General features: G+C 50.1%; 23 protein-coding genes. 3 read left to right on the top strand and 20 right to left on the bottom strand.

Annotated features, from left to right (window positions below):
* Positions 1–3: 3 nt before the first annotated feature.
* Positions 4–663 (bottom strand): prepilin-type N-terminal cleavage/methylation domain-containing protein, encoded by a 660-nt coding sequence (locus AB1656_23740; protein MEW6238408.1) that lies wholly within the window; start codon positions 661–663, stop codon positions 4–6.
* 231 nt (positions 664–894) lie between these two features.
* Between AB1656_23740 and AB1656_23745 the strand changes: the two genes are divergently transcribed.
* Together AB1656_23745 and AB1656_23750 are read left to right on the top strand one after the other, a co-directional pair.
* Complete coding sequence (locus AB1656_23745; protein MEW6238409.1) at positions 895–1,116, top strand: hypothetical protein; 222 nt, start codon at positions 895–897, stop codon at positions 1,114–1,116.
* Positions 1,113–3,026 (top strand): hypothetical protein, encoded by a 1,914-nt coding sequence (locus AB1656_23750; protein MEW6238410.1) that lies wholly within the window; start codon positions 1,113–1,115, stop codon positions 3,024–3,026. The genes AB1656_23745 and AB1656_23750 overlap by 4 nt, the downstream gene beginning before the upstream one ends.
* Here AB1656_23750 and AB1656_23755 read toward each other — a convergent pair.
* The 19 genes from AB1656_23755 to AB1656_23845 all read right to left on the bottom strand — a co-directional run bounded on the left by AB1656_23755 (position 3,018) and on the right by AB1656_23845 (position 21,715).
* Entirely contained in the window at positions 3,018–4,013 is a 996-nt protein-coding gene (locus tag AB1656_23755) for a lysylphosphatidylglycerol synthase transmembrane domain-containing protein (protein ID MEW6238411.1), read from the bottom strand. The genes AB1656_23750 and AB1656_23755 overlap by 9 nt on opposite strands.
* Positions 4,014–4,154: 141 nt before the next feature.
* Positions 4,155–4,724, bottom strand: a complete 570-nt coding sequence (locus AB1656_23760; protein ID MEW6238412.1) for an NUDIX hydrolase — start codon at positions 4,722–4,724, stop codon at positions 4,155–4,157.
* Positions 4,725–4,748: 24 nt separating this feature from the next.
* Positions 4,749–5,480: a glycosyltransferase family 2 protein gene (locus tag AB1656_23765; GenBank protein ID MEW6238413.1), complete on the bottom strand. Its 732-nt coding sequence runs from the start codon at positions 5,478–5,480 to the stop codon at positions 4,749–4,751.
* A 33-nt stretch (positions 5,481–5,513) separates the two neighbouring features.
* Positions 5,514–6,014: a WbuC family cupin fold metalloprotein gene (locus tag AB1656_23770; GenBank protein MEW6238414.1), complete on the bottom strand. Its 501-nt coding sequence runs from the start codon at positions 6,012–6,014 to the stop codon at positions 5,514–5,516.
* Positions 6,014–7,117 carry a DegT/DnrJ/EryC1/StrS family aminotransferase gene (locus AB1656_23775; protein MEW6238415.1) on the bottom strand — a complete coding sequence of 368 codons (1,104 nt, stop codon included), beginning with the start codon at positions 7,115–7,117 and terminating at the stop codon, positions 6,014–6,016. The genes AB1656_23770 and AB1656_23775 overlap by 1 nt, the downstream gene beginning before the upstream one ends.
* 51 nt (positions 7,118–7,168) lie before the next feature.
* Entirely contained in the window at positions 7,169–7,867 is a 699-nt protein-coding gene (locus AB1656_23780; protein ID MEW6238416.1) for a class I SAM-dependent methyltransferase, read from the bottom strand.
* Positions 7,857–8,438 (bottom strand): acyltransferase, encoded by a 582-nt coding sequence (locus tag AB1656_23785; GenBank protein MEW6238417.1) that lies wholly within the window; start codon positions 8,436–8,438, stop codon positions 7,857–7,859. The genes AB1656_23780 and AB1656_23785 overlap by 11 nt, the downstream gene beginning before the upstream one ends.
* 55 nt (positions 8,439–8,493) lie before the next feature.
* Positions 8,494–9,549 carry a zinc-binding dehydrogenase gene (locus AB1656_23790; protein MEW6238418.1) on the bottom strand — a complete coding sequence of 352 codons (1,056 nt, stop codon included), beginning with the start codon at positions 9,547–9,549 and terminating at the stop codon, positions 8,494–8,496.
* A gap of 83 nt (positions 9,550–9,632) precedes the next feature.
* Positions 9,633–10,295: a class I SAM-dependent methyltransferase gene (locus AB1656_23795; protein MEW6238419.1), complete on the bottom strand. Its 663-nt coding sequence runs from the start codon at positions 10,293–10,295 to the stop codon at positions 9,633–9,635.
* Positions 10,296–10,488: 193 nt separating this feature from the next.
* Positions 10,489–11,550 (bottom strand): aminoglycoside phosphotransferase family protein, encoded by a 1,062-nt coding sequence (locus tag AB1656_23800; protein ID MEW6238420.1) that lies wholly within the window; start codon positions 11,548–11,550, stop codon positions 10,489–10,491.
* A gap of 109 nt (positions 11,551–11,659) precedes the next feature.
* Complete coding sequence (locus tag AB1656_23805; protein ID MEW6238421.1) at positions 11,660–12,292, bottom strand: hypothetical protein; 633 nt, start codon at positions 12,290–12,292, stop codon at positions 11,660–11,662.
* A 27-nt stretch (positions 12,293–12,319) separates the two neighbouring features.
* A complete protein-coding gene (locus AB1656_23810; GenBank protein ID MEW6238422.1) occupies positions 12,320–13,237 on the bottom strand; it encodes a transketolase C-terminal domain-containing protein in 918 nt (305 codons plus the stop codon).
* Entirely contained in the window at positions 13,234–14,064 is an 831-nt protein-coding gene (locus AB1656_23815) for a transketolase (GenBank protein MEW6238423.1), read from the bottom strand. The genes AB1656_23810 and AB1656_23815 overlap by 4 nt, the downstream gene beginning before the upstream one ends.
* Before the next feature lie 420 nt (positions 14,065–14,484).
* On the bottom strand, positions 14,485–16,002 hold the full coding sequence (locus tag AB1656_23820; GenBank protein ID MEW6238424.1) for a PfkB family carbohydrate kinase: 1,518 nt from the start codon (positions 16,000–16,002) through the stop codon (positions 14,485–14,487).
* Positions 16,003–16,232: 230 nt separating this feature from the next.
* Positions 16,233–16,562, bottom strand: coding sequence for a transcriptional regulator (locus AB1656_23825; GenBank protein MEW6238425.1), 330 nt, complete (start codon positions 16,560–16,562; stop codon positions 16,233–16,235).
* Positions 16,552–17,160 carry a hypothetical protein gene (locus tag AB1656_23830; GenBank protein ID MEW6238426.1) on the bottom strand — a complete coding sequence of 203 codons (609 nt, stop codon included), beginning with the start codon at positions 17,158–17,160 and terminating at the stop codon, positions 16,552–16,554. Before AB1656_23830 ends, AB1656_23825 begins: the two co-directional genes overlap by 11 nt.
* A gap of 288 nt (positions 17,161–17,448) precedes the next feature.
* The gene (locus AB1656_23835; GenBank protein MEW6238427.1) at positions 17,449–18,534 is read right to left on the bottom strand and encodes an OmpA family protein; all 1,086 of its coding nucleotides are present in this window, start codon (positions 18,532–18,534) and stop codon (positions 17,449–17,451) included.
* A gap of 330 nt (positions 18,535–18,864) precedes the next feature.
* Positions 18,865–21,027, bottom strand: a complete 2,163-nt coding sequence (locus AB1656_23840; GenBank protein MEW6238428.1) for a dihydroxy-acid dehydratase — start codon at positions 21,025–21,027, stop codon at positions 18,865–18,867.
* Positions 21,028–21,391: 364 nt separating this feature from the next.
* Entirely contained in the window at positions 21,392–21,715 is a 324-nt protein-coding gene (locus AB1656_23845; protein MEW6238429.1) for an L-rhamnose mutarotase, read from the bottom strand.
* Between the two features lie 102 nt (positions 21,716–21,817).
* Between AB1656_23845 and AB1656_23850 the strand changes: the two genes are divergently transcribed.
* Positions 21,818–23,188, top strand: coding sequence for a hypothetical protein (locus AB1656_23850; GenBank protein ID MEW6238430.1), 1,371 nt, complete (start codon positions 21,818–21,820; stop codon positions 23,186–23,188).
* Positions 23,189–23,238: the final 50 nt, after the last annotated feature.

Raw genomic sequence — 23,238 nt, forward strand, 5'->3', positions numbered from 1 at the left:
AGATCACTCAATCCCGCCGCCGGAGCGGACGACGAGTTCGCCATTCGAGGTTAGGCCGTTGCTGGCGTTGTAGGGAACGCCCCAGGTAGTGTTAGGCATGTCGCCATCCGGGCCGAAACCCAGCAACACCCACTCGAAGGGGCGCAATGGCCGGACGCCGAACATATTCGTCGTGTTCTGTTTGGGATTGTAGACGGGAATATAGAAGCCGCCGATATCGGCGTCGAGCACTTCGAGATCGCCGTAGATGTAGGCCTTGAAATTGACGTTATTGCCGCCATGCACATTGACGCCGTACTTTTCGATAAAGGGATCGTTGGGAACGGACGACATATAGGAAATGGGCGTCGTCAACGGAGCGAGCACATCGGAGCTGGTTCGTTGCAATTGGTTGGATACGAAGCCCACGCCATTGAAGACCTCCTTAATCCGCTTCGTCGCCCATTCGTAGTCGTCGTCCCACAAATCGACGAGCATGACGCTCTTGTCCATGCGCAGCATTTCGATGGCCGTGCCGATGTTCTTCATATCGGCGTAGCTGCGCGCCACTTTCGCCCGCACTTGGGCGTTGAGAAAATTGGGCACGGCGATGGCGGCGAGGATTCCTATGATGGCGACGACGATCAGCAGCTCGATCAACGTGAAGGCGGAATTCCGTTTCATGTGAACAAACCTTCTCATTCAAGAGTTGGAAAACCAGATTTCGATTTCCCTTGTCCCAAAAAATGGGCGAAGATAATTAATCCATATCATATTCGAAATTATAATGTGAAGCATAGAGCGTAAAAAAAATACTACCCTACGCATTAATTCTTTGCCTGACGATTCGTTTCTCTTCCCAGTTTGGTGGATTGCAATAAACTGAATTTTTCTTGTTATCGAAGAGGAAAAGCCATGCCATCCGTCTCTCAAAGAAAGAAAAATCCGGTTATCGTCTTCCTTTTAGAAATCGCCTTTGGTCTCTGGGTTTTCATAATCCTATCTGCGCCATGGATCGTAATTCCCAACCGCGTAGGCGACGTTTTAGTAAAAAAATACGCTATTTGTTCTTCCATTAAAGATTTTTTCTCGATCGGGAATCGATACGTAAAACCGAAAGAAGCCAACGATAAATGATCGAGGCATCCATTCGCGTCCTATTCGCCGCATTCCTCGTCGTATTCTATTCGGCGGCGGCGTTTTCTTTAGGTTCGACAGCGTTGCGGCGGCTGGGTTTTAGCGATCAGGACCAGCAAGAGCTGTCTTGGGCGGGGAGAATAGGAACGGCGTTTATCCTCGGAGAAGGTCTCTTAGCCTCCGTATGGCTGATTTTATCGATGCTTTACGGCTTCACGCCTTTCTTTATTTACACCCTTCTTGTTCTCTGTTGCATTCTCGGATATCGAGAAGCGTTCTATTTTCTCGCGAAAGGGGCGCAACGCCTTCGAACTGTTTTTTTCGATTTTCAACAGGAAAAAAGAACCTGGAAAATCGTTATTCTGCTCGCCGCCGCATGCGTATTGATTTTTCTGCCCAAGACGCTTGATCCACCTTCCCATGACGCGATGAGTTTATATATGGCTGTACCGAAACTTATCGCCTCAACGCATCGCCTTTGTTCGTGGGATGGCCCTATATACGAATTGCTTGGCTATCAAGGAGAAATGCACTACGCAGCTCTATTGTCCATTGGAGGGGAATACGCCGCAAAGATGTTGACCTGGCCCACCGCGTTAGCGGCGGCGGCGCTCTTGTGGGCGATGGCTTCTCGCGCCGGTTTGAGACGCCGGGGGCAATGGATGGTCATGAGCATGCTTTTCTCGTCCAGCGGCTTTACGCTTTTTATAGGAGACGGGAAAGTGGATATGTTCACGGCGGCTTTGGGACTCGCCTCCCTCTATTGGGCTTTGGAAATCAGGGGATCTGGCTCGCGGCTGGCGATTCGAATTGTTGGCTTGGCTGGTGGATTCGCCTCCGTCGCGAAATTGTCCTATATCGCTACGCTCGGCCTGCCACTTTTTCTGATAGTTATATGGCGTTCGCTCTTCTGCGCCAATCCCACCAACGCTTCTCGGCTGCGCATGCTGACAGTAACGCTGTTTAGCGTTGCGCTTTGGGCTTCTCCGCCAGCGATTCTGCAAATGGCAAAAACCACCGTACTTTTCCAAGAACCTCTAGCTCCCTTCATCACTTTTGGGGATCATTCAAGTCAACAAGTTCTCTCCGTGGATATTTTTTCACCCTCCGAAAAATGGCGCACGGTTCTCTTCTATCCTTTTTTCTTGACCTTCGGACGTTGCGACACGCAATACGGCCACCTTTCGCCGCTGGCGTTGGCGTTTTTACCATTGGCTTTTCTATTGCCAAAGCCAAAAAAGTTAAGCCAATCCCTTCTTTTCATGCTTTCCTTGGCGTCATTGGCGGGAGTGGCGTTTTGGGCGGTATTTCATATATTTCCCGCTCCCCGTCACTTTCTCCCTCCATTGCTTACCTTGACGCTCCTGCCCGCCAAAGGCGCAGAAAAAGCGTCGCTCGCCTTGATTCCAAAACGATTCGTCAACATCGTTATTCTCATTGCCTTATTCGGCGTTTTATTGAAGACGCTGGGCATGGAAAGTTGGCATCTGAAATCGACAGTCCATTACGTCCTAGCCGGAAGCGAACATTATTCTCATCCCGCCTGGCAAGCCGCCAACGCCGTCAATCAAGCCGCCCAGCCCGGCGACCGCATTGCTCTTTCATTTTCATTTCCCTATTTATTCAATGGTTATCTGCTTAAAGATATCGTATCGGGCAATGAGTGGAACCGTATCGTTACCGAGTCGGACGATTCAAAGAAGTTATGGGATGAATTATATAAAACCGGGGCAAAATATTTTATTATCGACAAATTATGGTCTCGGAACACATTTAAATTCAAAACCAGCGTCGATCCATCGCAAAAACCAGATTGGCTGCAAGTGGAAGAAATTTTTCGCGATTCCGGCGGCCGTTATTGGGTATATCGCATAACCAAGTTGAATTCATCGTCAACGCCTTCACCATGACGGCGTCTGGGCCGCTTCTTCCGCCGTTCGGGAAATATTCAATCCGTAATACATGGCCGATCCTCCCCCTAAAGAAATAGCCAATAACAAACTGAGCGATTGCCAGATGAGAGAAAAAGCCACGGCTTCCGATTCGGCGATGTCAAATAGACCGAGAGCCAGAATGCACGCCGCCTGGTAAACGCCGATATACCCTGGAGAAGAGGGCAAGGATGCGCCCAGAGCCATGAAGACGCCCGTTGTAACCGCCGCGATAAAGGGCAAATTCCATCCCATCGTCCATAGCATGAGATAGATGCCCGACAGATCGAAAGCGAAACATGTGGCGGCGATGGCGAAGACGAGCAAAAACCGAAAGGGATTGCGAACGTTTTCCAATCCATCGATGATCTGTTCTCCCCAATCCGTAAATCGCTTGCTTTTATCGCCCAGCCGATTTTCCAACCATCCGATCATTGTTTTAATCTTCGAACCGCTGAGAAGAAAAACTGCCATTAAAATCAAAGCCGCGATGCCAATGAAAATGCCTTTACGAAAGGATGCGTAAAGGGGATTTTGCGGCAGCGAATACGTCAGTAGCCATAGCGCGATTAACGCCAGCGCCGACATATCCATTAACCGGTCGATGACGGAAGCTGCCGCCGTTTTCAAAAACGGAATGGCGCGCTGGCGGCTGATAACGACGATTCGCGCCATCTCTCCGGCGCGGGCGGGAAAGATGTTGTTGAACAAATAGCCAATTTGCAGCGCCCGCCAATAGTGGAGCCAGGGCTGCGACGACCATTCCGACAATAACGCCCAGCGCAAGGCGCGCAAGAAACCCGCCGTAATACAGACGGCGACGGCGGGGAAAATCCACCGCCATTGAATTTTCTCAAGGGCGCCGAAAAATTCCTTCCATTCTAAACGGTAAAGAATTATCCCCAATAGAAGAAGGCTTAGGGCGAAGCCGATGATTATGCGAGTTTTTCCATTTTGAATTTTCACAAACGATCCTATTATTTTATCCATCAAATGATAGAAATCGTAGGATGGGTCATGTTTTTCGACCCATCAATTACTCCATCCCAAATTCTTGATGGGTCAAAAAACGCGACCCATCCTACTTTTCTAACCACATGTCGCATGTCACTGTTTTTCATGCAGCCGGATTCCCAAAAGAGACAACTGATGCGCCGCAATCGCCATCACCGACATCACGTCCTGAATCTCCCCCCGCCGGATCATTTCCAAGCATTGGGATAAAGAAAACCAGGCGATTTGAATCACTTCTCTTTCGTCAATCTCCGCATTAGGAACCGCTTCAAAATGGGAACTGGAAAAAACATGCGTGGGATTGTCGAACGTGTCCATTCCCGGCTGATAATAAATCAGCGGTGAGAGTTCCCGGCAGCGCAATCCCGTCTCTTCGAGTCCCTCTCGGATGGCGGCCTCTTCCGGCTTTTCCCCCTCGTCGATCTTCCCGCCGGAAATTTCCCACGACAAGCCGTTAATCAACTGCCGGTATTGTTGAACCAGAAGAATCGAATCGTCCCGATGAATCAGCAATCCCGAACGCGGCCCGTGCTTGATGACGAAATACTCCTTAGCGTATTCGCCGAAGTCCACCTTCGTCCGTTCGATGGAGTAATGGGGATTGCGATATTCGATTTGCAGGATTTTACGGGACAATGGCGGATTCATATAACATACTTTCATGACCATCGTTCGGATCGCCAATTTCTATTCGTCTTTGACGCGAATGGGAGTTTTATCGAATAAGGATTTATGGGAAAAATAGATTTCGTAATACAGTTTAAAAAACGTCGTTACGACTTCGCGGAAATTCTTGAAGGAAAAGGAGGTGCTGCCTTCCAAGCCTCTCGTTTCATAGTAGGGTATTTCATAGTAAGAGCAACCCGACCGCAAGCATTTCACGGCCATTTCCGCCATATAGCTGAAACGCTTGGATTGAATATGGAAAGTCCTAAGCCTTTCCGTCGGATACATGCACCCACCGTTGATGTATTGAACGTAAATATTGAAAACAATGATATAAATCAGACTGAACATGCGGGAAAGAATCAACCTCTTTCTCCCGCGAATTTCGTTGTTCATCATATAAAGAAAGATGACGTCCGCCTTATCGCGATGGTGGAAAAGCAATTTGATGCTGTCGAGGGATACGGGATCGTCGCCGGAAATAATGCTGAATCGAGGATATTTCGCGGTCGCTATCGCTTCCTTCAAGCCTTGGCCGAGACCTTGATTGCGCGGGTGATGGATGGAGCGGATAAAGCTGTATTTCGATTCGAGTTCCTTGATAACCTCGCCGGTTCCATCCGTGCTGCCGTCGTTGACGATGATTAAATCGAGGGGAATGCCGCCGAGGCTATTCGCCGCTTCGATGATTTTCAGCGCCGTATTTTTCAAATGTTTTTCTTCGTTCAACGCGGGAATGTAAATGGAAATCATCGCAGAGCAACTCTTTTCCTCGATGAAAAACTTCTAATCTTTCGAACGAAGCGATTCTAGGGATTGCTGCAAGAATAATCGCAAATCTGCATCGCTTTTAGGCTCCCAAGCGGGAAAATTATTTTCTTCAGGATAGAACGGACCCGCCGCCGCTTCGTGAATCACGGCGAAATCGGACAATAAAACAACGGAATGCCATAATGAAGAAGAGATGCGGTATATGAAGGTTTTTCCGCTTCCTCTCGGCCCCATTTCGATTTTGTTAATCGCTTTTCCTTCCTCGTCGAAAAGAAGGACGGCCAAATCGCCCTCGATGACATGAAACGATTCGCTTTTGCCTACATGCCGGTGGGGACGAACCAAAGAATCCCGGCAAAATGCGATGACCATTTCCTGCACCAAGTCTTTATGGTTGCGATGAAGGCAAAGGCGCGAACGCCTTCGCGGCGAAGCCTCCGCTTCCTGCTTGAGTTTCGACAACCAGGCTTCATCGACTTCGATAATGTCCTGTTCGCAAAAAAACGCTTCCGCCATTAAACGCCGCTCCGATAGAATTCTTTAATTTGCTTTATGACGTAATGGATGTCGTCTTCCGTTAACTTTTCATGGCAGGGAACGCACAGAATCCGCTTCAACAGCCGTTGCGCGTTGGGATATTCTCCCTTTACGCCGTTCCGATAAGCCGGTTGTTCGGGCATCAATATAGGATGTTGGATTTTGGTCTCAACACCTTGGGCTTCGAGAAAAGTTTTCAATTCGTCTCGTCGGGATGCGCGTATGGTGAAGGTATAATAAACATTCCATTCACCCGCCGATTCGCACGGCAAATCGACGATTCCCGCCAATTCTATTTGATAAATCGCCGCGAAGCGTCTTCGCGTTTCGATAATCTCTGACAATCCGCGCAAACGTTGCAGGAGAACGGCGGCTTGGATCGTATCCATCCTTCCATTGAGACTGGTTTCGTAGCACGTCTCGCGGTTGACAACGCCATTATACCGCAGGTAAATCAGCCGGTCGTAAAGTTCCTTTTCATCCGTCACTACAACGCCCGCTTCCCCGCAAGCGGCGAAGACTTTCATAGGATTCATGCTGAAACAAGCGATGCGGCCATAAGAACCTGCAACTTGGTCATTCAATCGCGCGCCAAAAGCTTGGGCGGCATCTTCGATCACTATGAGATTATGCTTTTGCGCCAGTTCCATGATTTCCGGCATGCGGCATACCTTGCCAGTATAGTGCACAGGAACGATGGCTTTCGTTTTGGGGGAAATGAGTTTTTCGATGCTTAGCGGATCGATATTCAAATCGTCGCGGATATCGGCGAAAACCGGCGTCGCGCCTGTCATGGCTATAGCGTTAGCAGAAGCGATCCAGGATAAAGAAGTAGTAATGACTTCGTCTCCACGTCCAAGATCAAGACTTTTTAAACCTAAGTATAAAGCGTCCGTCCCGGAATTGACGCCGACGGCGTATTTCCTTCCACAATAAGACGCGATGGCTTCTTCGAATTCCTGAACTTCCGGACCTAGAATGAAGCGTCCATGAAGAAATACCTTATTGATCGCTTCTAACAAATCGTTTCGAGATTGATCGTCGAGGATGCGCAAATCTAAAAAAGGTACTCGTCTTTCCATTATCATTCATCACCAAATCGAAGATGCTCGGTTTGAGATCGATCTTCGTCTTTATTCCGTTAATTTGGGAGAAAAACCAATGGCGAAATAATACCACGCCATTTTGGAATATCCCGTGTGAACCAGTTCGTCATTCATGGTGAACGCAATCGTGCGATGGTAATATTGATCGATCAAAGTCATCAACTCTTCTTGCTCATAACAATGAACATGGGATGCTTGGCTTAACGGACTTTGATAAGGATAGGAATAAATGCTTGGCGAGCCGATGACGATCATTCCATGTGGCTTGCATCGGGAAGCCATAGCGGCGATCAATCGATTCCCTTGCTCTACGGTCAAGTGTTCGATGACGTCCAGGGCAATAACTACGTCGAATTTTTCTGGAAGATTCAATTCGAACAAGTCGCCTTGAATAAACTTGCAATTCGAACGCCGATTGATAGATCGCGCCTCTTCTATTTCCGTGCATTTCAATTCGACGCCCGTGGCTTCGGTGCAATGCTGACTGAGAAAAATGCAGCCGAGTCCAGACCCCGAACCGATCTCCAATAGACAGTCGCTTTTCTTGATTAACCGGGCGACGAATTTATATCGCGCTAACCGGATCAGAAACCGCAGCATATCCTTTTCAATAAAACTGGCGTATTCCGGCGGCAGGGTGATCGGCGGATGCTGGGCGTATAATTCCTGCACCAATTTCTTATATTGTTCCGGATCGGCGTTGTAGGTCCCGATATCAATATCCATTGCCTTGTTCTTTCAGTTTCTTTTCCCATTCCAACATATCTTGACGGCGATCTTTGAGCCTAATGGCGGGAACGCCCGCATAGACGCCCCACGGTTCCAGGTCTTTGTTGACGAGAGAAAGCGCGCCGACCGAGCAGCCTTCACCCAACGCGCAAGCGGGAAGCACGACGCTTCCCGCTCCAATCAGGACGTGCTTTCCGAGAGTGACTTTCCCTTTCTTCCCCCCAGTCATTTCCGGCGGAACTATCGGCCCTGAAAGAAATTCTCCCGAATAGTCATCGCTAGAAGTAAATATTTTCACCCCCGGCGCCAAGGTGACGAAATCTTCCATAACAAGGCCGTACTTCGCACCAATAAAACAGAAATTGGGGATGCTTACATAATGGCCAATCTCTAACGGCCCCGTAGCGATGATAATGGTAAAGTCGTCAATGCGAACATGATCGCCTAGCGATATATTCTCCACGCCGTAAACGCTGGCGCGGTTATGGATTTTTATATTCTTGCCCAGTCGGCGAAAACCGTAATTTTTTAGTTCGTTTTCGGTTAGGTATTCCCCGCCAAGATTCATTTTTTTCTCAGTTCTAATCTAATAAAAAGGGTATTTTAAACCAGTCAAATAGAAACTACGGCTTGCATTTCACTAAGCACCGCCCCGTAATCTCGCCCTTCGTCATTTTCTCGATGGCGATGTTAATGTCGTCTAGGTGGAAATGGTCCGTAATCACTTCTTTCAAGTTCAATTTCCCCGCCTGGCATAATTTGATGTAGCGGGGAATGTCCTCCGTGGGATACGTTTCGCCGCCTTCGGAGCCGGTGATGATTTTCTTGAAGTGAATCGGCAGAGAATAGATAGTAATATTATTCCCTTTTTTGGGAACGCCTACCAATACGACTTTCCCTTGCGGTTTGGTCAATTCATAAGCCAGTTCGATGATGCGCGGTTGGCCAGTGTTATCGATGGCGACATCCACGCCTGCGTTTTCCACGATCTTCTGGATTTCTGTTTTCGCATCCGTTTTGTTGGAATTGATAATGTGGGTTGCGCCCAATTTGGAAGCCAGCTTTAACTTGTCGTCGAAAAGGTCGATGGCGATAATGGGATAGGCGGAGACCATCGCCGCCGCCTGGACCATGTTGAGGCCGACGCCTCCCGCTCCGAAGATAACGACAGATTGGCCGATCTTTACTTGAGCGTTGTTGTTGATGACGCCTATAGCCGTCGTAACGGCGCAGCCGAAGAGGGGCGCGGTCTGCTGGTCGAAATCCTTGGGAATGGGCGTAATGCGGTTTTCCGAAACGATGGAATATTCGCTAAAAGTGGTCACCCAGCCGGAATTGACGCGCTGGCCGTTCCAATCGTAAGCGGGGGGATTGGCTTGGATTCCCTTCCCTTTCCGCCAATGCAGCACTACAAGATCGCCGGGTTTGGCCGCCGTAACGCCGGGGCCGGTTTCGATCACCGTTCCCACGCCTTCATGACCCAGCAGATGGGGCAGGAACTTATCCGGTCCCTTGGCTGCCTGGATTTCGTTAATCTGCGCGCCGCAGATGCCGCTGTAATGAATCTGCACCAAAACCTGGCCGATATCGAGTTGCGAAGGCAGAGCGATTTCAGCGATGGCCAACGGCTGGTTGGATTCCACCAGTATCGCCGCCTTCATGGTTTTCACGGATGTCATTCGATGTCTCTCCCGGTTGTTATGTTCCTGCTCAAGGGCAGAAAAAACCTTGCCCTTGGCGCCCATTATTTTAGAAATAGAAATTACTCGAAATAGATAAATTCGTAGTCGCCTGTATATCCGAAATGGCGGTATAGCCAAATCCATTCCGCCGTATCGAAGAAGGATTCGCAGGTCAGCGCCCAGCATTGCAGGTTGAATTGCTCCAGCTCGTTGCGGTAGCTTTCCAGCATCACATAGCGGTTAACGCCCACGCGCTCGATTTCCCGCAGCGCCGTCTCTAGCTCGAAAATGCGCAGGTTATGCAGGCAGCCCAGCGAAATCGCCAGGTCGAAATAATTATCGCCCCAAGGATAGGCGTCCTGCGCGCGATAGCGGATCAGATGATCGCGGATGCCTTCCGGCGCGTCGGCGAGGCCGTGGCGGGAGATGTCGAAGCCGACGACTTCGGATTCGGGCAGTAATTGCTTCAGTTCGTAAAGCAAATGCGCCTTGCCGCAGCCCACGTCCAAAATCTTGGCGTTGGATTTCAAGTTATAAATGTCGATTAACTGCTTAGCGACGACGGACCAACGCCCGTCGTATTTATAACCGCCGTAGCCATAACGGCGGTCGCCGTCCCAATAGTCGTATTCGTATTCCTTCGCTTTCAACATGCAATGGACTTTATCGTCAACCATGCGGTCGATATACGCCCGTTTCGCTCTTTTGTGCAGAGGAGTAACGATGTTCAACAAACGGCCCATAAGCCTTCTCCTTCTAGTTCTGAATATTATTCGCTCATTTTACGCATTTCCATTCCCTCGCCCTTTGGGAGAGGGTTAGGGTGAGGGGGCTAAGTTTAATCTTATCAGCCCTCACCTAACCTCTCCCAATCTTGGGAGAGGGATAGGGAAAACAGCAAAATCATAATAAAATGGTCTTCGTGCGCAACATGCGTTATTTAGTCACCCTCATTTCCACAAACGGCGCGGCATTCAAATCGATTTGGCCGAACATGGCGCGCGCCTTGGCGAGTTGCGCCTCCTTGACGGCGTCGAAAACTTCCGGTGAAGAAGCGAAGCGGCGGCGGTCGGCGCCGACCTTGATAAATTCGTTTAAAAGGATGCAGCACCATTTGACCTGATAGACGGGCCGCAAAAGCGCAATGCGCCGCAACAGGATTTCCGGCTTGGAAATATCATTAACTATAATATCAATAAAAAAAGGATGCAATGATCGCGGGATGGGCGTTCCCACATGGCATAAGAAATCGCAGACCATCTTAGCGGCGTCGTCCCAACCGGCGTATTCGAAATCGAGAAAGCGAATGCGTCCTTCCGGCGTCAACAAGGCGTTATGAAAACCAAAATCCGATGGCGAAAGGCAGCGTTCGTCATGAGTCAACTCCCTTTCCATGGCGGCAGGACCGCCAGCAGATCGGTTGACGGCTTCTTTGATTCGCGCCCATATTGTTTTCATTTCATTCTGGATGAAATCTCTCGCCGCGCCGTCTATGGGTGATGCATCTTTCACGGCTTCCAACATTTGCAGACGGCGGTCGACGCAACGCAGATGGCTCGCCAGGCTGAAGCACGCTTCCGAGCCGATGGGCAGCATTTGCGCTTCCGGCGCTTCTTTATGGCGATTTACCTCCCGGAAAAAATCGACGGCGATGCGAATTTTTTCTTCCGTAATTTCACTCGCCTGCAACCGCCGCCCTTCGACGAATTCATACAGTCCCATACCATGCTCGGAATCCCGCGCCAAGGGTTGAGGCAAAGCGCGCAGCCCTTGATTCCAGGCGAATTGCGTAAAGCGAAATTCGGAATCGAGCCGGTCGCGAGGATCGTTTTCATGGCGAAAATAGGCTTTGAGAAAATAACGGGATCGATCCAATTCGATGCGGTAGCCGCGATTGTTGCCGCCGCCAGGAACGGGATGCAGCGAAAAATCGCCGTTCAGACCGGCGGACTTCAACAAGGAGGGAATAGCGGCTTGAATTTCGGATTCCGTAATCACGCCAACGCCTTTTAATTAATTAAAAAGTAGGATGAGTCGCGTTTTTTGACCCATCGGTTTTCAATAATGGATGGGTCAAACGGCATGACTCATCCTACGCTCGTAATCCCTAATCGATTCGAAACCAGCTGCTTCTCAATGAGGAAATTATCTCTTCCCACGAATGAAAGATCGAATAATCGCCGTCGGAAGAATATAGATAATGAGGATCGAATAAAACCTTCTTCACTTGAGATGGAAACTGCGCATGGCGCAGACATTCGGGAAGATCGTCGATAAACCAAGAACATCCCAACTCGGCGATGCGCTCCAGTTTTTTTTCCAACGTTAATTCGAAAAATACTTGCTCCCGCGATAATCCGATCCCGTCTTTTTCGTAAAAGCCATTCTCTTCCAGCCAAGCTTGCGCGCTTTGATGAAGATCGCAACGCGGCCCGATGACGGGATAGCGGGTTTTAAAACTGACGATGCAAGGCTTAACGCCCCAAGCGCAACAATCGCGGAAAAAATCGGCGACTCCAGGATAGGGCTGCGCTTCCAACATGCGCAAACCGTAGACGCGCCCTTGCAATTCCGTCCAGTCGTCTTCCCTTCCCTGGCGGCGCAGGTAATCCCGTACTTCGTTTTTTGAATCAGGAACGTCTTGAGGGATCAATCCCAATTCCATAGCGGCGCGATGGAAGAGGCCGTCGTAACACACAATTGTATTGTCGAAATCGATTCCGATGAGAATCCCAGGCATAGAGTATTCTACTATTAATGAATGGAATTAAAGAAGATTTTTAATTTTCTCTGCGATGCTATCCGCATCCAAACCGTACTGTCTTCGAGCGAAATTCTGAGAGCCGGTCTCATAGAGAAAGCGGTCGGCGGAACCAAACCGCGCTAATTTCGCCGGGAAGGGCGGACGATCGGCAAGCCATTCCGCTACGGCGGCGCCGAAGCCGCCGATCAGGCTATGTTCCTCGATCGTCGCCACGACGCGGCAATGGCTGAACACTTTTTTCAAGCATTCTTCATCCAATGGCTTCACGGTGTGAAAACTTTCCACTCTCGCCGAATATCCCGCTTGTTCCAGCTTTTCTGCCGCTTGCAAAACAACGGAGATCATATTTCCCGTACTCAGAAGGCAAACGTCGTTTCCTGGACGCAGGCAAATCGATTTGCCGATAACGAAATCCGGCGGGGCGGCGTGAACGACGGGTTCGTTTTTCTTGCCGATGCGGATATAAATCGGTCCGTCATGCTTCAAGGCGGCGCGCACCGCCGCTTTCACTTCCACAGCATCCGCCGGACAGATCACCGTCATCCCCGGAAGAACGCGCAGCATGGCGATGTCTTCGCAAGAATGATGCGTAGCGCCCAGGCTGGCGTAGGAAAGGCCGGAGCCGGTGCCAACGATGGTTACGGGGACATTATGATAGCAGAGATCGACCCGGATTTGCTCCAGACACCGCGCTGTGATGAAAGGGGTAATGGTGTAGCAGATGGGACGCAATCCGCTCATGGCCATCCCCGCCGCGACGCCGATCATATTGGCTTCGGCGACGCCGCAATTGTAAAAGCGGTTGGGGCTGAAATCTTTAAACTGATTGAACAAACGGTTGCCGATATCCCCCGCTAATAACACCAGCCTGGGGTCTTCCTGCGTAAGTTCCGTTACAACAGCGGCGAAAGCGTTTCTCATGATTCCACCAATCCCAACTCCCGCTTCGCCGCGAACACCTCTTCTTCCGTAGGAACGCGGTAATGCCAGTTATTGTCGTCCTCCATGAAAGAGACGCCTTTGCCTTTGACCGTCTTGGCAATAATCGCTCTTGGCTTGCCGGAACCGTCGGGAACGGTATGGAGCAGCGCGCATAAAGCCGATAGATCGTGGCCGTCGATTTCATGAGCGTCCCATCCGAAAGCCGCCCATTTTTCCCGCAACGGCTTCAGCGCCAGCACTTCTTCGCTGCGTCCCGTCGCCTGCCATCGGTTGTAATCCACGATGACGGCGATGTTGTCCAAGCCGTGCGCAGGGGCCATCATCGCCGCTTCCCAGACGGAGCCTTCGTTGCATTCGCCGTCGCTAAGCAGCGCAAACACGCGGTACGTATGCCTCAAAATACGGCCCGCCAGCGCCATGCCGATGCCCAACGATAAGCCATGTCCCAGCGATCCCGTCGCCGCTTCGACGCCGGGGATGCCCTTGGGACATGGATGCTCGGCGAAATGGCTGCCGTCCTGGGCGAAGGTGGTTAGTAACTCTTCGGGAAAGAAAGATTTGTATGCCAGCGCAACGTACAACGCCGGGGCGGCGTGTCCCTTGCTTAATATAAAACGATCCCGGCAAGGATCGCCGGGCGCCTGGTGATCGATGCGCAGAACGCTCCAATAACAGGCTGTCAAGATATCCACGCAGGAGAGCGAAGAGCCGAGATGCTGCGTTTTGGTCAGGTGGGAAAGTTCCACCACCCGCCCGCGAATACGCCGGGCGATCTTCTCCATCTCTTTAATGGGCGCAGGGGTCATATCCAAATATTCCTATTCGCCAAGAACGATGCGCTGAGGAAAAACCCGTCTATATTGTCCTAGCAAATATTCCATTTCCATCCAGAATTATTATTTCATGTTACGAAGTCGCTGTTCTCTCGCCTAGGGGATAAGTATTTCACAACCAATTGGAACCATCATTCAAGAAAAGCGTAAAGGTTTCTTTATGTAGCGTTATTGAATCGCGAAATCACGAAAAGGCTCGAATTTCACGAAATATTTGAATCACTGATATCTCGGATTCTATTGGATATCACGGAAAATCTCTTTCGCAACGCTATTCCTTGCGCCAACCGCTTTTCCTTTTTTCGTGTTTTTCTTTTTCATTTCGTGTTTTCGTGATTCAAACGACGATGGTAAGAGATTCCTATAATTTCCCATGGCGCATTACATGACTTATTATTTCATCAACGATTCAATATGGCGCGTGAAGCATAGGGAATCAATGGGTTCGCGGTTGCCCACCACGGCTACGGCTTCGGCGCCAGCCACATTGCCCATAAACGACAATATATCCAACGGCGCCGACTGGTAAGCGCAAACCGAAGCAAGAGCGAAGAAAGCATCGCCGCCGCCAACACGGTCCACGACGCGGATGGCCAAGGCGGGCGACTCCAAATACCCCTCTTCTTTGCGGTAGCAGGTGCATCCCCGCTTGCCTTGCGTGATCGCGATTTGATCCGCTTGCATTTTCTTGGCGATTTGTTGAACAAGGGGATAACAGCCGCTATAACGGTCGCGGCATTCCAAGCGCATCTCCTCTTCCGACAAACAAACGAAATCGGCCTTCGCGTATTTCGAAATCGTATGGTAGCCCATATTTCCCGCATTGGCCTGGGTTAGCAAAGCGAGAAAATTCGAACGGCTGCTCAGCGCTTGCGCCGCCGGCCGGTCGATCATCCCATGTCCATAATCGGCGACGATAATCAAATTGTAGCGGCTGAGCATTTCCTCCAGGCGAGAGCATAACGTTTGGCTGTCCCGCTCGTTGAGCGGTTCGTCGTTCATCGTATACACTTCGAAAACAGGAAGTTCGAAATATGGTTCGCGATATCTGCGCTTGACGATCGTCGGCGAATTGGATTTTCGTAAAAATGTTGGATGGATGTTTTTGTTCAACCGTTGGCGAATCCAATCCTCGCGCGGCTCTTCGCTTCCCAGCATCGACAACAATCCCACCTCGCCGCAAAAGCCCGCCAGATGGTTGGCTATGGCCGCCGCGCCGCCGACGAACTCCTCGTCGGATATGTACTTCATCGGCAAAATGGGAGCGTGGGCGGAGATATTGAGCGCATTGCAATAAAAATATTGGTCGATGATGGTTTCGCCGATCACCAACGGCTTCAATTCCTTGGCCGAATGGAGGTATTTCAAAATATCCTGCACGGAATAGGTCTCGCTCAAAGAATGCAGATATTGTTCCACGGACTCCGGAAACGGCGAGAAATGTTTGTTGATGAGGAAAGACGAACTGGATGTAATATCCTCGATATAAGCGATTTCGCCGTTGACGGCGGCGATGGCGATCTCTTCCCGCATGATCTCCGGCGTGCGTTTGTCGCGGTATTCGGCGCCTTTGGCGTAGACGTCCGGCTTCAACGCCGCGATAGTCTCTTCCGCCGTCGGCCATTCGTTGATCGCTACATAATCCGTAAAATCAAGCGCCGCCAGCGATTCCGCGCGCAAACCTTCTGGAAATACCGGACGATGCGGCCCTTTGTTCACAAAGCGGTCAGGCGTAACGGTCGTGATGAGAACATCGCCCAACTTTTTCGCCTTGTGCAAGTACCGGATATGCCCGATATGAAGCAGATCGAAAACACCATGGCACAGGATCGCCTTTTTCCGATCCTTATGCAGATTCTCGATAATCTCCGCCAACTCGCTTATTTTTTTTATCTTATCGAAGAAACTCATCGAATATTATACGCAAGCGAAAACATGGTTCCGCATCGCCCCTTTTCCAAAACATATTTCCAATCCAGGAAATTTTACGATTATATCAACATCTCGACGCCGGTTTAAGTCAACCGATGTGAAAAACCTTTGGTGAAAAATTTCTTTTCGAATAAGATTCGAACCTTATATTCATGGTTTATTTGGCCTCCCTGAATCCACGATTTCGCCGCCGCGTTCATCGATATCGCCTATTCCGGCAACTGGCGCAATACTTCATTCATATTTTCCCGGTACGCTTTAAGCGCCTGGCGTCCTTTGGGGGTTATCCTAAGGAGCGTTCGGGGAATTTTGTCTACGAATTCTTTCTTGATTTCGAGATATCCCGCTTCTTCCAGCTTGCTCATGTGCGAAGACAAATTTCCCCGTGTTAGGCTGGTTTGACGCATAACGAACAAGAAATCCGCGCAATCCACGGCGTATAAAACCGCCATGATCGCAAGCCGCGCCGGTTCATGCACCAAACGATCGATTTCGGGAAGAGATTGAAAATCGCCGGAATGGGATTCCTTAGATTTCATGAGCGATATCCTCCGGCGGAAACGGATTCATTCGCAAAAAACGGATGAAAACGATCGCTCCCATGATGGTTGAGATTATTCCAATTAGAAAAATCTGCCTTCCAAGAATTTCATAAAAAGATAGGCTATAAAAAAAGGGAATAACGATTCCACTGATTATGCAGATTATCCCCAACGACAGCCAACGTGGAGATTGATATTGGGACGCCAAAGTTACTGGTCCTATAGCCAACACAATTCCGTAAATAGCGGGGAAAAACCGCAGCGACCAAAAATTCCACCCTAAATTTTTCCCTAGAAACCATTGGAAAAGTGGGATAGTCGCTGCAGCAAGCAACAAAAACAAGGAAGTTACTCCCACTATTCCCGGAAGTTTTTTCGACAAGGTTATCCAGGGATGGGATTCTTCCTCCGAATTTAACGAGGCATAACCCATGCGGGGATAAATTAAACGCTTTTTGACGTACTTTATAAAAAAATAACAGAGAAACGGCAACAAGAAAGTAGGAATGGAAATCCACTTTATCCAAACGATCATCACAACGCCCAAAATCGTCAAATACAATCCTAGAAAAATCTCTAGGAGACCGTCTTGCATGAGCGATCTCTTGGCCCTTCGTTCAATTTCTTGAAAATCCAATTGAGAAATCATAGTAATTGACCTCCGTAAACGCTTGTTATTCGCAAATGAGTTTGCTTTGCAAACCTGTTTGCAATTCTATTATAAATAGAATCATCGTCAAGGTTATTCATAAAAAAATTTCTAAAAAAAATATTTGCCGTCTTTCCTTATCGCGGAATGATAAGAAAAGACGGCAATAAAAAACGGGCAAGCGCAATGCCTGCCCGTCCTTCGTTCATTGATTGAAATATCTTGAACGGCGATCTATTTCATAATCGTCAATTCCACGCGGCGGTTTAACGCCCGGTTCTCGTCCGACGTATTCGGCTTGATCGGCTTAGTCTCGCCGAATCCGCGCGCCGTCATGCGGGAAGCTTCAACGCCCTTTTCGATAAAGTAGCTGCGTACGGCATCGGCTCGGCGTTCGGATAGTTTCTGATTGTATTCTTCGGTGGCGATATCGCAGGTGTGACCGTCTACATAAATCTTTATTCCCGGATTCTCCTTCAATACGTTCGCCATATCATCCAGTTCGGGGAAGAATTGAGGCCGGATTACCGACTTATCGTATTCGAAGGTAACGCCGGGAACGGTCCAGCAGCCCCGGTCGTCCACTTTTGCCCCCTTGGGCGTATCGGGACATTGATCCGCGTCGTCGCATATGTCGTCTCCGTCGCTGTCGGGAATCGATACGATGAATATCTTACGAACGAAATCCACCATAGTATACTCGTTATAGAGATCCGTCCCCATGCGATATTCTCCGCATGGGCTTAATTCGACGAGTTTATTCAGAAATTCTTTCCCTTTCCGGCTAGCTTCGGTTTGGATGGCGTGAATGCAAACTTCGCCCTGTCCCGCCTTTACTAACTCCTTCATCGCTTTCAATGCACCGGGAGCAAACGTGGGAAGTCCATCGCTGAAGAGGATGACCACCGTCTTCCCCTGCCTCCCTTGCAGAACGGAAGCAGCGCCTTTAATAGCGCCTTCCATAGGCGTAATCCCACTCAAATAAGGGATATCTTTCGCCGCTGCGGCTAGTTCGGAGCGATTGAAAGGTTTCAGGGTTCCTACCTCCAACTTATCGCCGCCGAATACGATCAAACTCGTGGAAAAATCGCCGTCCGGGATCGCCGAAACGAACGATTCCACCAACGATCTAGCGAGGGCGATTTTTTCCTCGCTTTTCATCGAACGCGAAGAATCGACGATAATCACTGCTTGGTTAATCGCCACTTTCTCGCATTTCTCCGGTCCGACGGGACTGAGCACGAGTGGCTTTTTGTATGGAACCGATCCGCAGCCCGCCAACAAGAACGCAACGAATAAAACAGAGGCCCATTTCTTCATCGTGAATCTCCTTTTCTTCAAAATATGGATTGTATATATAAAAATTACGACTAGATCAAATTATTATCCAATGAGCCTCTTGCAAAACTCCATTATTCCTCCCCCAAGCGTGGGGGAGGTTAGGAGAGGGTTGCCTTAAGCCTAATAAAATCAACCCCCCTCTAACTCCCCCCAAACTTGGGGGGAGAATTAAAGCGTAGACTTAATCCTTTTTGCATGAGCCTCCAATTATGATAAATCCAATTATATAGAAGTTGTATAGAAAATCAATTCTTTTACTAGTAAGATTCCTCAACCAGCTTGTATCGAAATCTCAAGACGCTTCATGAGTTAAAATGAAGAGTTGACCGCTCTTTTCCATACATGCAATGGAACCACGCCTTGCGATGCGTCCGCGATATCTCTCATCTGGTTGCTGGGATCGATAGTTTCCAGGCGGCGATTCATGCGCTTCCATCGCTTTTCCCCCAAGGCTTTCCGTTCGACTTCCAACTTTTCACGATAAGGGCGAATCTCGCCGTTACGAAGCGCTTCTAGGTCAAGTAGATCGATGCGCCATTTCCGTAGACTCAGCAACAGCAAATCGCCGGTCGCAAGGTAAAGAATGCCCCCGCGCCGGTAGGCTTCCGGCGTAACGTGACCGACGGCGGCGCCGTAACTTACGCCGGAATAACGCCCATCGCTGATGATCGTAACCATTTTCTTCAACGACTGATTGCAATTGATATGGTGCATGGGCGTAAACATTTCCGGCATTCCATACCCTTCCGGCCCAACGCCAGCGATAATAAGCGCAATGCGCAGCGCCGAATCTTCGATCAAGCGCCGGAAAAGGCGCTGCGTCCCCTTGATCTTCTCTAAGGAGGGATCGTTCTCGCTGGTATTATGCCGGTGGATGCAAAGAAGCGTCTGGCGATTTAGTTTTGCCATCGCTTGAAAACGATTCAGCAGATCAACATCGAGCAAGCGCGACGTCGCCTCCTCCTCGTTTTCGCAATAGAGAACCACGGCGATTTTATTGTCGAATTCGTCTAACTGCACATCGGGCATCCCGCTGATTTTCACAATGGCGGAATCGAAAAAATTGCCTTGCAGGATATCGATTCCACTGACGGCCCGCCGAGGGTGGGAAAGGATGATGGGATTGTCCTTCACGTTCGCAGCGGCGAGACGCTGTTTGTTTTTCAACCGCTGCTTCCAGGTCGTACCAGTCATTGTCGGCGCGTTCTCGGCGATGGGAACGCCGTTGCGGCGCAGTTCGTACAGCATCGTATCCACCCCGCGAATGCGTCCCTCTTCGCTTTGCCGCGCCAGCGCGAAGATATCGCGCCCCAGCGTCAAGCTAAAATCGAAGAGATCGGGAATAGGAAATTGGCGGCGGATGCGGTCGTAATCCGCCAATGTGAAGCGGCGTCCAGCGTAAATCATGGAAGCAACCAAATGCATCGTCAAATTGGTCGATCCCCCCATCGCGCTATGGACGCGCACAGCGTTTTCGATATTTTGAATGACGATATTTGAGACGCCGAAAGCGGAATCGTTGCATACGGAAAGCATATCCACCACGGCTTCATCCACTTGCCCGAACGTTGGCGGCTCGGTTAAAAAATCCAACGCTGGATGGGCCAATCCCAAAGCGCAAACCAGATGGCGGCTGCTGTTGCCGGTTCCGTTGAAAGCGCAAATGCCGCCCAGCCGGTGGCAAGTATGGACGGCTAAGCGTTTTTCCAATTCTTTATGCCGTTTGATCGAAATGATCCCTTTTTGCTCCGCCCGCTTCAGAATGCCTTGAAAAGCCTGGTTCGTGGTGCATTGCAATAGATAACGCAGCGTTTCGCGTATATCGCCGCCGATATCCGGCGCGCCGTTCTCATCGGCGCGAGCGGCGATTTGCAACAGATCGCTTCGCAAATCGTCAGGAAAAACGCCGCCGCGCAAGACATGAGCGGGAGCGAAGACGCCGAAGACGGGCGCTTCTCCCCTCGCCCGCCGTGTAACGTCCAGCGAAGCGAGGGCGTTGACAATGGCGAAGGGGGTTTTGTCGCAGCCTTGAAGGACGAAAGCGCCGTGGTAGGAGTGGCTTTCCATCTGGTTGACGACTATGGCGCTGACCAGGTTGCGCGAGGCGAGGGAGTAGCACATCCCCTGCGTGCTCTGCGCCGTTCCATCGCACATGACGGGAACGCCGAAGGCGAAGGGAACGGCGCCGCGATTCCAAAGGCTGGCAACCGCTTTCAACATCGCCGCTTCATCCATAATATGCGCGGGTTGATCGGGCGAACCCGTAATCACGGCTACGCGAGGCGCGTTTTCTTCCAGCCGGTCATATATTTCCTCCAACGTCGCGCCATCGGGATTTTTCAGATAATCCCCCGCCCGTTCCAGCAGCCGGGCGACGCAAATCGGTTCGTTGGCTTTCCCCTGCACTTCCTTGGCGTAGGGATTGGAACCTATCAGTATCCGCATCTTTTTCGAAGAATTTTTTCGGCGCATCAATTTTTCCTTTTTATTGCAGAGGTCTGGCGAAAATCTTACTCAATCATGTTACGCGCGGCGAAAAAACTAAGGTGATATTGGGATCTTCGATTGAATCACGAAAACTCGAAAGAATGAAGAAAACACGAAAAAAACTTAAATTCAATTAACATTAGGGATTGCGCCATAAAAAGGATTTTTCCGTGTAATCCTAAAGCATCCGTGATATCCGTGATTCAATACATTTCGAGGAATTCGCGCCTTTTCGTGGTTTCGTGTTCCAATAGCGCAACGAAAAATAAAATCCATACGCTGCGTTGGATCGGCTGCTCCAACCTGCGGGCAGGATGCCCGCGCTCCCAGACTGCGTAACATGAGTTACTCAATCCACATGAAAAACCTCTTCCATATTGGCCCACCATTCACCTTCCGCCCGCGTTTCCAATGGTTCCTGGCAAGGCTTGCAATGGCTCCACCAATCCTGCGTCGTTGGATCGGCCGCCATCTTGGCCATGTCGGCGGCGAAATCGGCTCCAACATACTCGAAATAGCTGAAGAGAAAGCCGTCTTTGAAATATATGGAATAATTGCGGATATGGCATTGCTTAATCATATCCAAAACGTCCGGCCAGACGGCGGCGTGCAATCTTTTATATTCTTCCAATTTTTCCGGACGCACTTTAATAACCATGCCGTAGCGTTTCATAGTGCGAAACCTCGCTTTCTTGGAATTTTTTGATATTTTATCAAATTACAGAAGCAAACGGCATGTCTCGATCCATTTCAATCGCGGGAAAAGAGAAAAATAATGAACCAGCAAACGCGCCGCCGTTTTTTACGAAATTCCGCTCTGAACGCCGCAGGAGCCGCTTTGGCGTGGGAAACTCGATCTGTTCTAGCGCAAAATCTTGGAGAACGCCCTCCATCTTCGCAGGACATTGTTGTTCTCAATCCTCAAAACCGCGTCCCCGTCAGCCTAATCATTGACGATTCGACTTGCCTGGTTAACTTGGCTCACTTCGGCATTCCCCAATTCAACGAAGTATTCCCCGATCGCTACCGGCAACCTTGGCGCGAACTGCCGCGCGAGATTCCCGACTCTTTCGTGCGAAAATTCGGGGAATGGTGCGCCGAGCATGGCGTCAAAGGCAAATACAGCCAGGTTCCCTGCCCCGCTTGCGTCGGCTGGCTGGACCGCGATCTTCCCGGCTGGTCCAAACGGGAATTGGAAGAGAGTTTGAATCTGGTTCGCACCCTCATGGCGCCGAACTGGGACATCCATCCGGAAATGATTACGCATACTTGGGTAATCGACGTGAAAACGGGACGTCCTTTTCCTGAACGCAGCGAAAACTATATGGAAAATTGGGGCTGGTCGGTGGGCAAATCGGCGGACGAATTGACGGAATACCTAAGTTATGCGCTGCGCATTCTCAAAAACGCCGGATTTTCATGCGAAGGGATCACTACGCCCGGCGGATTCGGGAGCCGTTCCCGTCCCGCGTTGGCGCAGGCGACGCTGCAATCCTGCCGCGATGTTTTCAACGCCGAGATTCCCCATTATTTCCGCGACTTGTTCACCGACGAACAAAGCGTTGCGCCTTTAGTACAATACGCCGCTGGAATCGACGGCCCCCATCCCGAATGCGTCGTCTCCATCATCGGCTGCACCGGCGATTGGTTTGGCGGATGGGATGGCCTGGTTCCCGGTTCCGCCGATCTATTGATAACGGAAGATGGACAGGGCGGACGGTTGCCCCAAGTGATTGCGCGGGGCGAACCGGCGATTATGGTATGCCATTGGCCGGGGATTTATTTCAACGGCGACGAGATCGGCTTCCGAATTTTGCAAAAAGCCGTTCTTCGCCTGCATTCGGCTCATGACAATATTATTTGGATGAAACTAAGCGAAATCGCCCGCTATTGGGCGGCCAAGGAATTAACCCGCATCCAAAAAACGAACGGCCGCATCGATTTTCTCGCGCCTTTCGCATGTCCTCATTACACAATCCGAATTCCCGGCATTCTTACGGCGCCTCCTCGAATGGAGCAAGAAGCCAACCCATTAAAAGAAATCCAGCGCCCGTTGCAACTGGATAGCGGACGCTGGATGGTTGATGGCAATAATACGATACTATGTTTCGATTTGCCGAAAGGAAAATCGAGTCTTATTATTTAGCTCATGATACGCATTTTCATTCCCTCGCCCTTTGGGAGAGGGGTAGGGTG

This window comes from Candidatus Omnitrophota bacterium (assembly GCA_040755155.1).
Taxonomy (GTDB): Bacteria; Hinthialibacterota; Hinthialibacteria; order Hinthialibacterales; family Hinthialibacteraceae; genus JBFMBP01.

Excerpts from the sequence above, each read along its gene's own strand:
- AB1656_23740 (MEW6238408.1), bottom strand. The coding sequence starts at position 663 with ATGAAACGGAATTCCGCCTTCACGTTGATCGAGCTGCTGATCGTCGTC.
- AB1656_23765 (MEW6238413.1), bottom strand. The coding sequence starts at position 5,480 with ATGATTTCCATTTACATTCCCGCGTTGAACGAAGAAAAACATTTGAAA.
- AB1656_23780 (MEW6238416.1), bottom strand. The coding sequence starts at position 7,867 with ATGGATATTGATATCGGGACCTACAACGCCGATCCGGAACAATATAAG.
- AB1656_23770 (MEW6238414.1), bottom strand. The coding sequence starts at position 6,014 with ATGGCGGAAGCGTTTTTTTGCGAACAGGACATTATCGAAGTCGATGAA.
- AB1656_23745 (MEW6238409.1), top strand. The coding sequence starts at position 895 with ATGCCATCCGTCTCTCAAAGAAAGAAAAATCCGGTTATCGTCTTCCTT.
- AB1656_23805 (MEW6238421.1), bottom strand. The coding sequence starts at position 12,292 with ATGCCTGGGATTCTCATCGGAATCGATTTCGACAATACAATTGTGTGT.
- AB1656_23820 (MEW6238424.1), bottom strand. The coding sequence starts at position 16,002 with ATGAGTTTCTTCGATAAGATAAAAAAAATAAGCGAGTTGGCGGAGATT.
- AB1656_23790 (MEW6238418.1), bottom strand. The coding sequence starts at position 9,549 with ATGACATCCGTGAAAACCATGAAGGCGGCGATACTGGTGGAATCCAAC.
- AB1656_23850 (MEW6238430.1), top strand. The coding sequence starts at position 21,818 with ATGAACCAGCAAACGCGCCGCCGTTTTTTACGAAATTCCGCTCTGAAC.
- AB1656_23775 (MEW6238415.1), bottom strand. The coding sequence starts at position 7,117 with ATGGAAAGACGAGTACCTTTTTTAGATTTGCGCATCCTCGACGATCAA.
- AB1656_23750 (MEW6238410.1), top strand. The coding sequence starts at position 1,113 with ATGATCGAGGCATCCATTCGCGTCCTATTCGCCGCATTCCTCGTCGTA.
- AB1656_23815 (MEW6238423.1), bottom strand. The coding sequence starts at position 14,064 with ATGACCCCTGCGCCCATTAAAGAGATGGAGAAGATCGCCCGGCGTATT.
- AB1656_23830 (MEW6238426.1), bottom strand. The coding sequence starts at position 17,160 with ATGCAAGACGGTCTCCTAGAGATTTTTCTAGGATTGTATTTGACGATT.
- AB1656_23825 (MEW6238425.1), bottom strand. The coding sequence starts at position 16,562 with ATGAAATCTAAGGAATCCCATTCCGGCGATTTTCAATCTCTTCCCGAA.
- AB1656_23835 (MEW6238427.1), bottom strand. The coding sequence starts at position 18,534 with ATGAAGAAATGGGCCTCTGTTTTATTCGTTGCGTTCTTGTTGGCGGGC.
- AB1656_23810 (MEW6238422.1), bottom strand. The coding sequence starts at position 13,237 with ATGAGAAACGCTTTCGCCGCTGTTGTAACGGAACTTACGCAGGAAGAC.
- AB1656_23795 (MEW6238419.1), bottom strand. The coding sequence starts at position 10,295 with ATGGGCCGTTTGTTGAACATCGTTACTCCTCTGCACAAAAGAGCGAAA.
- AB1656_23785 (MEW6238417.1), bottom strand. The coding sequence starts at position 8,438 with ATGAATCTTGGCGGGGAATACCTAACCGAAAACGAACTAAAAAATTAC.
- AB1656_23840 (MEW6238428.1), bottom strand. The coding sequence starts at position 21,027 with ATGCGCCGAAAAAATTCTTCGAAAAAGATGCGGATACTGATAGGTTCC.
- AB1656_23845 (MEW6238429.1), bottom strand. The coding sequence starts at position 21,715 with ATGAAACGCTACGGCATGGTTATTAAAGTGCGTCCGGAAAAATTGGAA.
- AB1656_23760 (MEW6238412.1), bottom strand. The coding sequence starts at position 4,724 with ATGAAAGTATGTTATATGAATCCGCCATTGTCCCGTAAAATCCTGCAA.